At 44.1% G+C, this 12142-nt stretch carries 7 protein-coding genes; 4 read left to right on the top strand and 3 right to left on the bottom strand.

Annotated features, from left to right (window positions below; genetic code table 11):
- The first annotated feature begins 200 nt into the window (after positions 1–200).
- Positions 201–1361 (top strand): GGDEF domain-containing protein, encoded by a 1161-nt coding sequence (locus QTO00_RS06530; protein WP_331423767.1) that lies wholly within the window; start codon positions 201–203, stop codon positions 1359–1361.
- On the opposite strand, the gene QTO00_RS06525 is transcribed toward QTO00_RS06530, so the two are convergent.
- Together QTO00_RS06525 and ppnP are read right to left on the bottom strand one after the other, a co-directional pair.
- Complete coding sequence (locus QTO00_RS06525; protein ID WP_038201697.1) at positions 1358–1645, bottom strand: hypothetical protein; 288 nt, start codon at positions 1643–1645, stop codon at positions 1358–1360. The genes QTO00_RS06530 and QTO00_RS06525 overlap by 4 nt on opposite strands.
- Before the next feature lie 215 nt (positions 1646–1860).
- Positions 1861–2145 carry a pyrimidine/purine nucleoside phosphorylase gene (gene ppnP / locus QTO00_RS06520; protein WP_331423764.1) on the bottom strand — a complete coding sequence of 95 codons (285 nt, stop codon included), beginning with the start codon at positions 2143–2145 and terminating at the stop codon, positions 1861–1863.
- A gap of 383 nt (positions 2146–2528) precedes the next feature.
- Here ppnP and QTO00_RS06515 point away from each other — a divergent pair, with 383 nt between their 5' ends.
- The 3 genes from QTO00_RS06515 (at position 2529) to QTO00_RS06505 (ending at position 4984) form a co-directional block, all read left to right on the top strand.
- Positions 2529–2969, top strand: coding sequence for a DUF2850 domain-containing protein (locus QTO00_RS06515; RefSeq protein WP_331423762.1), 441 nt, complete (start codon positions 2529–2531; stop codon positions 2967–2969).
- 91 nt (positions 2970–3060) lie between these two features.
- Positions 3061–4143, top strand: a complete 1083-nt coding sequence (locus tag QTO00_RS06510) for a mechanosensitive ion channel family protein (RefSeq protein ID WP_331423760.1) — start codon at positions 3061–3063, stop codon at positions 4141–4143.
- Between the two features lie 232 nt (positions 4144–4375).
- Positions 4376–4984, top strand: coding sequence for a TetR/AcrR family transcriptional regulator (locus tag QTO00_RS06505; RefSeq protein ID WP_331423758.1), 609 nt, complete (start codon positions 4376–4378; stop codon positions 4982–4984).
- 77 nt (positions 4985–5061) lie between these two features.
- Here QTO00_RS06505 and QTO00_RS06500 read toward each other — a convergent pair whose 3' ends face one another.
- Positions 5062–12072 carry a cadherin-like domain-containing protein gene (locus QTO00_RS06500; RefSeq protein WP_331423756.1) on the bottom strand — a complete coding sequence of 2337 codons (7011 nt, stop codon included), beginning with the start codon at positions 12070–12072 and terminating at the stop codon, positions 5062–5064.
- Positions 12073–12142: the final 70 nt, after the last annotated feature.

Here is a 12142-nt window from a genome sequence, read left to right as displayed (position 1 = left end):
TCCTAATATATCGTTCAATAAGACAGTAAGTTACCTAACCGTCAAAAAATCAATGCATTGCGCGACTAGCATTTATCACGTTAGATATCTCGTTTCCATTACCCCTCCGGCCTTTTTCCAGAAGTTGAAGGCCGCTTCAAGCAGCTGAATCTCATCTAAACTTTCATTGAGGAATTTTGTTTATAGTGAAAAGGGGTTGTATGCCACGTTTAGCAGGGCAACAGATTGAAGAAATGGCGGACATTAACGCGTCTAAAAAACGCAAAAATGTTCTGCTCTATTCTGCTATTTGTGTGGCAATCATGGTGACGTTTTGTCTCGTTCGCTTCATCGAACAAAACTATTTCCTCGCCTCGATTAATTTAGCGTTTTCCATCATCCTTACCGCAAACCTTTTCTACATTAACAGTAACGCAAACCCAAAGTTCAGCGGCTTAATATTAAGCGGTATATTGCTGTGTTTCGGTGTTTTGCTGCTTTTCTACGGTCAGAGTGTGGGTGACCGACTACTTTGGTTATACCCGATACTCGCGATTATTGTGTTTGCCAATGAGTTTAAAAGCGGTGCATTGGTTAGCACCCTTTTCATTGCGATTGTAATGTTCGCCGTACTGTTTTCTGACGTACTCTCTTATACCGCCAACGGGCCACATGGTATTTTTTTGTTTAGCCTTCTTGCCTTATACATACTGTGCAATGCCTCCTCTTACCAACACTCCAAGGTGATGGGTTATGTGCAATCTCTTTATAAGGAGGGCATTGAAGATCTTGCCTACCTAGACCACCTGACTGGGCTTGCCAATCGACGTAGTTTTGAAAACTGGGCTAGCGAAAAGTTAAAAGAGAAACAAGACAGCTCAAACATTACCGCTATGGTGTTTTTAGACATCGATAATTTTAAACTGATCAATGATACCCATGGGCACGATGTCGGCGATAAAGTACTGCAGCACTTCGCTCAGAGACTGAAAAACAACATCCGACAAAAAGACCGCCGCACCGAGAAATACGACTACTCCATCGCACGGTTTGCGGGAGATGAGTTTGTTTTACTGCTTTATGATGTGAAATCAAAACGAGATCTGGAAGGCATTTTAGACAGAATATGCAACTTATTTACGCATACCTATCAAGCGTCGGAAAAAATAGAACAACTCACTATCAGTGCTGGAGTTGCAATATACCCCGACGATGCGAACACATTAGCAGAATTGACTCGTTGCGCAGACAAAGCCATGTATGCAGCCAAACATGGTGGTAAGAATCGGTTCCACTTCTATCGCCCACAGGAACAGAACCAAACTCAGGCGAAGGAAAAGACCGCCAAGTTAGCGAGCGTCACTTCCATCAAGCAAGGCTAACCGCTCATGTACATTAGCCAGAGCGAACAGGCCATGAATACAATTAGCCATGCCACATAACGAACAGTGTTAGGTTTTTCTCGTTTAGGCGGAATCACAGGTCTCAAGGCCGCTTCTCTTGCAGCCCTTGCTACACTGGTAACAGTGCGCCTTTCGTTTTCCTCTTTACGCCGCTCATGTGCCTTTTGCGCAGTTTTACCAAAGCGATGCAATTGATCTGCGGTGAGATCCTGTTTTGGGTCATACCGACTATGGGAGTCAGTGTGTTTTGGAACAACAGCCATAGGCACCTCCTCTCTTTTGACCGCCTCTAACTTAGTATAGTCAATTCTAACAATAAGATTTCTGATAATAACTGGGGATAACTTCGATAAAAACGAATCCTGTATCAAAACCTTTTTATCTTACTATGCAAAAAACGGGCTAACTAAGCTACGGCCCGTATCAAAACAAAAAAACCACGCTATTGCGTGGTTACTCATACTCTATCAGGTGATTATTAACTTAAATACTCACAAAGGTAAGCCGTTGACTGTTTAACCTGTAAATCAAAGGATGAATCACCCGCTACATCAAAGTGCTCGCCTGCATTATAAGTTACCCATTCTTGTTCACCAGCCTTCTTCACGGTAAGTGCACCTTTAATCACTGTCATGCGCTCAGGTGCTGCGGTACCAAACGTGTATTCACCTGCAGCCATAACGCCAACACTAGAATCACCATCATCTTGTGTGAAACCTAATGACTGAACTTGGCCTTCAAAATAGCTGTTTACCTTAATCATTACTCTCTCCTTGAACTCGGGTCTATCCCTATGAAGATGTTGTTGTATCGAAATTTGTCTATTTCAGCAATAAGAATCTTTTTGCTCCTCAATCTTAGACTTAATTTAGTAGTCTAAGTATTTCCGCTAGAACTGAACCAAACAACTAATTACCACAAGCAAGCCAATTTATCTCACCATGGAGTAGTTGCTTCACAATCTATTCGTACCAATTCGTTATTGCGCACTAACCAGCCTAGAATTGAATGAGTAACATACCAAAACTTCACGGAAATTGGGCTTAGGTTCAAAATTTACTGTGCATTTATTGCTCTCAGTACTGTTCTACTTCAAGCTAGAGCTCCGCAGTATTCGCACATTTGAGACGAAAACAATCAACCACTATGATCAAACAAAGCAAAATTAAATTGATATTCGTCTTCATCTTCATGTTACTGGCTATCTGTTTCAGCTCACTGCTCTATTTCAGCTATCAAGACTACACCCACCCTAAGCATGTTTACGGTAAATGGATAGAAATTGGCGCCCCCAAGTACAAGACCGAAGTTTTAACCCTAAATGAAAAAGGGGTGTATCGAAATAACAGGCTAGTAGCGACACAGTTTGAATTTGATGGCAAACGTATTACTGTCCAAACGGGACGTGGTAACTCCGTATACCAGTTAGCTGGCACATTTAAATCTCCTCAACTCAAACGCTTAGTGCCTAACAGCCCTACACAACGTTTCATTAAAGCAGGCTATGAGGGCACGATAGACATGGAAGGTGGGGGTGCAGCTAAAAACCGCCGTGCTGCTCTCTCTGACCATTTCAGTGAAAAGTAATACCTATTGAGGCTACACCGTTAAACCCTCTAGTGTGTGTATAGTCAATCACTTATACTCAAGGTAACTTAACTTGTAATAGAACCGCACAATGAATGAGTATATCTCTAGCCTTCCACAACCTATCAAAAACATGCTGCAAGCGTGGGATAACAATGTGTTACTTATTACGCTCGCTAGCTTCATCGCTTGGGTAATCTGGCGCATTGTTTATAGTCGCCTTGAAATCTTAGTCAGCAAAACGAGTTTTCAGTGGGACGACCTCACCTTAGAAGCACTCAAAACCCCTGTTAGCGCCTTGATTTGGTGTTGGCCAGCCACCTTATCTATCGGTTACTTACTCGAAGATGTGACGGATTCAAAACTCAATTGGCTCAGTACCTTAAAGTTGCTTTTGGTCATTGGAATTTTCGTCTGGATCACTATGCGCCTTATCAACAACATCGAAGAGTATGTGCTGAAGCAAAACCAACGTGACGAAACCACGGTTCAAGCCATGGCCAAAGTTGCCCGCCTATTCTTTATCGTCATCGGTGCCTTGACGGTAATGCAAGCGTTTGGACTTAGCCTTTCAGGCCTGCTTACATTTGGAGGTGTGGGCGGTCTTGTCGTTGGTTTTGCTGCCAAAGATCTACTCTCCAACTTCTTTGGTGGAATGATGATTTACTTTGACCGCCCGTTCAAAGTTGGCGACTGGGTTCGATCTCCAGATCGACAAATAGAAGGCACCGTCGAGCGCATCGGCTGGAGAATGACCATTATTCGCACCTTCGATAAAAGGCCGCTCTATGTGCCTAACTCGGTGTTCAGTAGTATTGTGGTTGAAAACCCTTCTCGAATGCTAAATCGACGCATCTATGAAAATATCGGCATCCGCTATCAAGATGGTGCGAAAGTTGAAGTCATTGCCGAGGAAATCAAGCAGATGCTACAAAGCCACCCAGATATCGATGCCAAGCAGACATTGATCGTTAATTTTAACGGCTTTGCACCTTCGTCACTGACGCTCATGGTGTACACGTTTACTAAGACAGTGAACTGGATTCGCTATCACGAAGTGAAGCAGGACGTACTACTGCAGATTTACCAAATCATCCAGCAGCATGAAGCAGACATTGCTTTCCCTACTCAGACTATTCACCTCGCCCCTCAACGCGTCGGTGAAGAGCAATAATCACGTAGCTAGAGTCCTAGTATCCTTTAAAAGTAGCCCAGTCCTCTGGGCTACCGCATCACTGTTTGTCATTTTCATGAAAATAATGAATAAAAACAATAGGATTAGTTAACAAGCGCAAGTGTTAACCCTCTCCACGAAAAACTATTCAAAACCGGAAACTATAGTGTATAGTGGCGTTACTCGCAAAAAGTAAACATCATCGTTTACCTTGTGTTCGTCGGATACTTTAATGACTAAAAGAAGCGATATAAAACAAGAGGACATCATCAAGTCTGCGATTGAGGTTTTTTCTCGACGAGGCTTTGAGCAAGCAAGTATGGAAGGTATTTCCAAGCAAGCTGGCGTCTCTAAACGTACGCTTTATAAATACTACCCAAACAAAGACGCCCTGTTTGAAGTGATCGTAGACAGGCTTATGTGCCGTTTCGATGACCAATGCAATATTGAGTTTGACTCAGCGATTGCGATTGACGAGCAACTTACCGCGCTCACACTCAAACACATGTGCTACATCAACACGGAAGAGTTTCAAACGACGGCTCGACTAGTCATGGCGGAGTGTATTCGTTGCCCAGAGACATCAAAGGTATTGTCAGCAAAATGCCAAGCACTAGGCGACTCATTCAGTTTGCAGACATGGGCTCAGCAAGGCGTTAAAGCAGGCGTTCTCGACATATCTAACGTTTCAATAGCCATAGAGCAATATATTGGTGCGATCAAAGCCGTTGTGTTCTGGCCGCAACTCATTGGTCACTTACCTCCACCAAGTTGCGAAGAGCTTCAACACGCTGTTTCACACGCGGTAGCAAGCTTTGTCGCGACCTATAAAGTCGACTAACAATCAGACTATCAACCAAATAAAGAAACGCCCCAACTGTTGTTCCGTTGGGGCGTTTTTATTGCAGTCAGCTTGGTTTAGTTATTGTCATGCAGCATCACATGTTGAAGTAGCGACGAGACCATATCTTCATGAGACATACCGCTAAAACCGCTATCCAGTTGCTGAACAAGGTTCTCTACCAGTATTCCCTGATCTTGAGTTCCCTCTCCCGCAGGATGGACGTGTAGCTCAACATTATTGCCGTCGACTTTGACATCGAGATGGTGAAGCAAACTATCCATATCTAGTGAATCTGCTTTAAGTTCAGGAAGCACTTCTCGTAAGTCAATTTTATCTCCTTCACTGACACTAAAATCTTTGATGGTATCCATGGTTCCATCATCGATCTCGCGCCAGATAAAGGTATCCATACCCGTTCCCCCAACCAAAATGTCGGAGCCCAAGCCGCCCTCTAGCGTATCATTGCCTTCACCACCAACAAGGGTGTCGTCACCAGCACCGCCGACGAGCAAATCGTCACCGCTACCGCCAGTCAAGGTGCTATTTGAACCGCTACCGTCAAGGTGAACCGCGTCGCCTTGCCCTGACTTATCGATTTCTAGCGCATTAACATTCTCAACGACGTTAAGGTTAATGGTAATCGAGTTGCTTGATTCTGCTCTATCGAGACTTTGACCATTATCACCTATCTCTTGCGAAACTGCCGTAATCTGCAGAGCATGTGTCCCTTCAGTCGCGCCTTTAATGGCTAAACCTTCAATTGCCTCAGGGGGAACCTTCCAGACATCACCGTCTTGCGTCACAGATCCAGTGCTACTCTCGACGATAGCACCAGCCGGAACATCTTTTACCTCGAGCGTCAGTGCTTCGCTGGTATCGGTTAACGCGGCCATAATCCCCAATACTGCAATACCACTGGTGCTTGCACTTTGCGTCGCAGTAATGTTCTTGTTAAAGCCGTATTTGCTATCAAGTGCTAAGGTTGGCGCATCAGCAATTGGATTGACCGTAATGGTGTAGTTCTTCGGATCAGCCTCTAGTGCAATACCGGAAGAGTTCCAGCTGTCTTTGGCCGTTACAACCAAATCAACGCTATTCCCTGCAACTCCGCTCGCATCAATAAACACCCCAACATTACTGTTTGGTTTATCTAATAAAGCATTTAGGTCAGCCAGTGTTCCTGATAACGTCAATGTGCCACTACCCTCACCCGTTGCAGTGACGCTTGATCCAGCAGGAGTAACTAACGAGAAAAGTGCACCATGATTGACGTTCAAAGTGACTGTCATTAGATCGTTGGCTGACGCGCCAACATAATCCACATCTGTAACCGAAATGCCGCTAAGCTGTTGATTTACATTCTCATCAATCAAGGTTGTAATATCATCAATATCCAGTTGTGGCTTATCATTGACTGGCGTTACATCAAAATTGATCTCAGCGTTCCCAGTAAGATTATTCGGTTGGCCATTGGTAGTGCCATCATCTTTCACCACATAGCTAATTTTGACTGGTCCGTTGTAATCTTTATCAGCAACAAACACCCAGTTGTCACCTTGTTGACTCAAGGTTCCTTCCCCTTCGACTAACGTAAGCTTGTCAACCGTGATGGTGTCGCCTTCTTTATCAAAGGTGCCATTAATCAGATCTTGTTCGCTGATGGTTAATGCCCCCTCTTCAGGAATATCCCCAAGATCAAAGTCTCTCGGCTCTGGGGCATCATTAACTTCAGTAACGTTAATCGCAAAGGTCGCCTGATTGGTTGATGAGGTAGAACTATCGCCCGGATCAATCGCACCATTGTTACCGCCATCATCAACGATAGCTGTTACTGTCACTGGTCCTCCGCTATTACCGTCGTTACTGTCTGCATCTGGCTTAAAGATGACATTGCCAGCAGCCAGTGACGCGTTTATATCCGCCAGCTTACCAGTCAAAGTTACGCTACCATCTGGCTGAACTGTTGGATCGTTAGCTAATTCAAGTGTTCCTTTGTCAACTGACAAAGTCAGTGTGTATGTTGCATCTGGGTCATCATAAGTTGCGTCAATATCAGCAATTGAAAGCTGATCAATTGCCAACCCACCTACGATATCTTCAGACGTCTCTAGATTGATGACGTTAACGAAGGTTGGTTGGTCGTTAACTGGATCAATCACTAAATCGACTTCAAATTCAGTTTTTGGCCCAAGTGCTCCATTGTCCACGGACTGCACCGAAATATGAATTGGGCTGTCTATTCCCAGTGCATTGCCTGAGTCGCTGTTGTGCTCGCCAGAATTAAATACGATATTGTCAACGTCTCGAGCATCAATATCTAACGTCCATACGTTAGTTGCAGGATCATAATCCGCGAGGGTTGTTCCATTTGCATAGTAGATCTCAGCACCTTGAGGGACATTGCTAACTTCAATACGAATAGTTTCAGGTCCATTTTCACTGATGATACCCGCGCCAGATGCAGAAAAGGCCTTATCAATAACTGAAGCATTAATCGCAATATCAATGTTCTGCCCTTCTAAGCCAGATACAGAGTCTGTGGCGTCGGTATCAACGATATCGCCAATTGGGTTGACCGTGATTTCAAATTCAGGAAGATTTTTTGCTGGTGTTGGCACGCCAAGCAAAGATTCCTGCGTAAACACGGTTACGCCAAACTTAACGGTGCCACTAAAATGTTTTGGTGGCTGAACGGAGATAGCGCTTAAATCAATTGAGTCACCAGTACCAGCCGGAAGCTTAACACTCCACTCATTACCGCCGTTGTTTTTGACCGTGTATCCGCTACTTGGATCAGCAGACAGCAAGAATCCATCAGGTACACCTATGAACTTAATCGAGACGAAAGACTCAGATCCATCCGTGTCTGTCAGCGAAACAGATACAGGACCAGAATTGCCTAATGAGATGGCTTGATCTTCGTTGCCGCTAATAGTAATCGGCTTCGAGGCGTCAGTAGGGTCGGCTCCTGGTCCAGTGACAACTACGTCATCAACCACAGGCGTGACGTCAAAGCTGACACTGGTAGAGAAGCTGTCTTTGTTATTAGCTTTACCACCAACCAGGTTAAATGTCGCGGTGTCCGTCACCTCGCCACTCACGTTAATGGTTACCTTGTTTTCATCATTCGAAGTTGGGTAATTTAGTTTCGGTTTGAATAGAACGTTGTCTAGTGCACCTGCATCAATCTGATCCTGATCGAATGATATTGAAGTAACAAACTCTTTTGTACTCTCGTTGTACAACTGGCCAATCGACGGGTCGGCCAAAGTTAGCGTAATGGAAGAGAGCACCTCGTTGCCACCCTCGGTTCCTGAAACCTTATCTGCAATCTCATAGCCAAGGTCAATTCGGATGAGGCTGTCTTCAAATGCTTCTTTTGCTATCGAACCATCGTCGTTAACCGTTCCCACCGAATCCAAATTTATACTAGGTTGAGAAGACGTACCGTCTTTCACATCAGCAATAGGATCGACTTTCACGATAATTTCTTCTGGTCGAGATAACTCATCACCAGAGCCTGTATCGGTGGTGATTACCGTGATTGGCAATTTAAAATCACCAGAGTAATCTTTCGGTGGTGTGAGCGTTAATCCATCTAGACCTGTGATACTTCCATCAGCAGCCAATGTCGCTTTGAACACGTACTGGCCATTGGTAAAGTCGACATTTGAACCACCAATCACAATGGAAAAGACTTTTTCACCGTCTGGCGTATCCACTTTGACTGAGTTACCAATAACAATAGTGACTGTATCTTCAACATGATCATGCGAAACAACCCTAATAGCGGGTTTAAGCTGAGTACCAAGATCAATCGATGTATCTTCATTGCCAATAATCACGGCGTTGTCGACGATATCAACAACACCTGCTTTCGAACCATTGCCATCAATATATTCAGGGAATGACAAAGTAACATCCGTCTGACGCAGTACTGCAACACTTTGTTTGCTGCCATCATCACCCGTATCCACGACTTCGGCAAAAATAGTTAAGCCGATATTGTTGACACTGCTACTGCTACCCGGAATATCCAATCCATTTGGCGCCTTGATACTAAACGCTTCTTTATCAGTGACAACCCAGCGACCTTCACCCTCATAGACTGCGCCTTGCACAAAAAGTTGATCCAAAACGACTTCGTCCTTGGTATCAAACTGAACCACTAATCGAGTAACCAGTTCATCAGACTCATACTGAGAGTCCGTTGCATCAGTTTCCAGATACTTAATAACGTATTCACCCGTCCAAGCTAGCTGAGGGTCGCCATTTCCATCTAATATCAAGTTACCGTTAGCATCTTTTAGCAACGCTTGATTGTCACTATTGGCGGTGAAGCGAATTTCCCCACTAGCATCCGCTTTTAGCACTCCAGCAACGGGAGCCCCAGACTCTTCAGTTAACACAAGTTTGTTATCTGCATCCTCAGCTTCGACAACCGGATTGACTTTGACTGTGATAGTGCCTTCTAGAGTTTGTTTAACACTGGCAATTTCATCCGTTGGGTTCCCGGTGGTATGCTCATGATTAATCTCCTCAACTTCAATCGTGGTTTTTAGATCAAAGTTGGTACTAGAATCTTTAGGTGGTGTAATTTGAATAAACCCAGGTTTGAGCGCAGCCTCTGTAAAATCAGCGGCCGTTTGACCTGCACTAGGATTAATCTCAATAGTTCCATTAGTGAACGACACAGGTTGACCAGCCACGGTTACCGTTGAACCGTCTGGAATCCCAGTGATTTTTATCGAATTAACATGTTCATCTTTATCGGTATAGTCTTCATCCAGCCTCGGATGCCACTTGATATTGATTGGGGAATCTTCATTACCTACAGAGACGTTGGTATAGTTATCCGGCGTATCAATAACAGGCTCGACCTTGACGATGATATCTCGTTCATAGCTTCTACTGTGGCCATCATTTTCAGTAACAACTATTGTCGCTGTGATGTGGATATTTTCAGTTGAAGACGATACTGGCCTAATGACAATACCTGAGTTCTCACCTGCCCCTTGATTAGTAATATTGGCTTCGTAAATCGGCTTGTTTGGATCATTGTCCTCATAACCAGCGAAGTTTAAGTTGACCGCATTACCTTTGCTGTCTTCAATTACAACACCTTTCGGGATATTAGAAAGCAGTACAGTCACCGATTCTGAGTTATCACCTTTGCGGTCTTGATGTTCGCCTGAGTCAACAGCGAACTTCAACTCAGCACTACCATTTTCTTTTATGGTAGTCTCGACACCCGTTGTAACCCCATCATTAATCACCTCCCAATCGCTAGATTCTGGAATAACAACTGTGGGGGCATCCGCAACACCTTTGACTCCGACATTGACTGTTTTGGTGCCTATAATCGACTCTGAAACCTGCGTCACATCTCCCGATAGTTTCGCAGTATCTTTAACCACACCAGTCACGTCGAACTTGAAATCTTCATTGCTATGCAGATCTGGCCTGACTTCAACGTTGCCTAGCTGATCGTAAGGAACTTCTTGATACGGTTTGCCTCCATCAGTTACACCATCGGTAATTTGGCTTAGAGCATTACCAACCCAAACGAGCTTCGCCCCCTCTGTAATATCTGAAATTCGAACATGCAGTGTTTCTGATTTATCACTATCCTCAGACGGTTTCATAGTGATGATTTCATTTAACGTCAGCGGATCACGATTAGAGCTACTAGTATCCCCATCCGGCTCTTTAATATTATCTTCATTAATCTGAACACGTTTTACACTGAAGCTGCCTTTATCCGCCACCGCTTCAACATCAATAATAATATCTTTTGATTCTGAGCGAGCGCTGGTTTTATTGATACCATCGTGATTGTATGGGTTGCGTGTTTCAGTCGTAATCGCGGTAGCTTTTAAATGAATTTGACCAGAGAAGTGATCTTTCGGGTTAACCTCAACTTTATTGATCTCCGCAGCGGTTAACGTATAAACGCCACCCTGTGCGACCAAAACTCTATCACCAATTTGCAGCTCAAATTGGCCTTTACCTAGTGTCGCTTCAAGCTCATAGGTAATGATCTCTTTAGGCCCAACAGTATCTTGACTATCTGCATCAAGTTTTAGAGTAACCGTGTCACCATCTTCTACGGTTTGATAGTAGTAGTCGCTGTTACTGTCATCCCACGTTGCTTTATCGGCAACACTTTCTATCTCAATCTTAAAGCTTGAGTCCAAGGAATGATCATAGCTGCCGTTTCTATAAATTTGCAGTTGATACTCAATTCTTACTCCACCATTACCGGACGCGTAATTGCGGTCAGGAACGAAGTAGAGGTTGTCAATGGTCGCGATAGTATCGTTTTGACTAAACACCTGCACAAGCTTAGTGCCATCAAAGACAATCTCTCTATTGTTGTTCACTTCTAACTCATAAAAGGTATCACCATCCTTGTAATAGAAGGTGCCGCGATGATTACCCCTCTCAATGATTAACTTACCAATCTCTTCATTGTTGTCGTTATCAAACAAATTGACCGACAGCTCAACTTTAGCAGGTGAGTTTGGCAAGTCATCTTGATTATCAAGTGCATTTTCGCGCTCTGGCGCTTGGTCAGTAGCATACTTTATTGATGCATCACGCCCTGCATCTTCAAAGGTGATCACTTTAAGCGCAATCGCTTTGGCTTCTTTGTCAGTAATGGTGACATCTAAAGGGGCTATGGATGTGTCTTTGTCACCATCCGTTGCAGTAACGTTAACGGTAAAGTTAATCGCATCCTCTCCACGATGATCGAGGTTATTTGACGCTCTAAACTCAATTTCACCGTTAGAATTGACCTTCAAGACCCCTAGTTGGCGTGGTTCTGCGTTAGGATCGCTCCCCTCGCGCTGATAAACTTTTACGCTTTGCACACCTTCTTTTAGTTCAATAGTGTCCACAAACGAGTTTCTAGGTGCGCCAAATAAAATTGAAGAGCCTTCGGGAGCTTCTAAACGGGTTAACGATGCACCATCTGCCCCTTTGTCCGTCTCATCAGCAAACATATCCACTTTTGAGTTTTTGAAATTCTGCCCTTCAACTCGAGTGATGGATTGACCTGCAAGGGTTGGTATGTCGTCCACGACTGTTATCGGCAATTCGATAACGTCACTTTCATCTTTGTCGTAGTCAATCGCTTTAACTTGGAAGATC

It is taken from the genome of Vibrio sp. M260118 (assembly GCF_036533755.1).
Taxonomy (GTDB): domain Bacteria; phylum Pseudomonadota; class Gammaproteobacteria; order Enterobacterales; family Vibrionaceae; genus Vibrio.
Note: the sequence above shows the minus strand (reverse complement) of the source record. Positions and strands in the feature narration are given on the sequence as shown.

Excerpts from the sequence above, each read along its gene's own strand:
- QTO00_RS06530 (WP_331423767.1), top strand. The coding sequence starts at position 201 with ATGCCACGTTTAGCAGGGCAACAGATTGAAGAAATGGCGGACATTAAC.
- QTO00_RS06525 (WP_038201697.1), bottom strand. The coding sequence starts at position 1,645 with ATGGCTGTTGTTCCAAAACACACTGACTCCCATAGTCGGTATGACCCA.
- ppnP (WP_331423764.1), bottom strand. The coding sequence starts at position 2,145 with ATGATTAAGGTAAACAGCTATTTTGAAGGCCAAGTTCAGTCATTAGGT.
- QTO00_RS06515 (WP_331423762.1), top strand. The coding sequence starts at position 2,529 with ATGATCAAACAAAGCAAAATTAAATTGATATTCGTCTTCATCTTCATG.
- QTO00_RS06510 (WP_331423760.1), top strand. The coding sequence starts at position 3,061 with ATGAATGAGTATATCTCTAGCCTTCCACAACCTATCAAAAACATGCTG.
- QTO00_RS06505 (WP_331423758.1), top strand. The coding sequence starts at position 4,376 with ATGACTAAAAGAAGCGATATAAAACAAGAGGACATCATCAAGTCTGCG.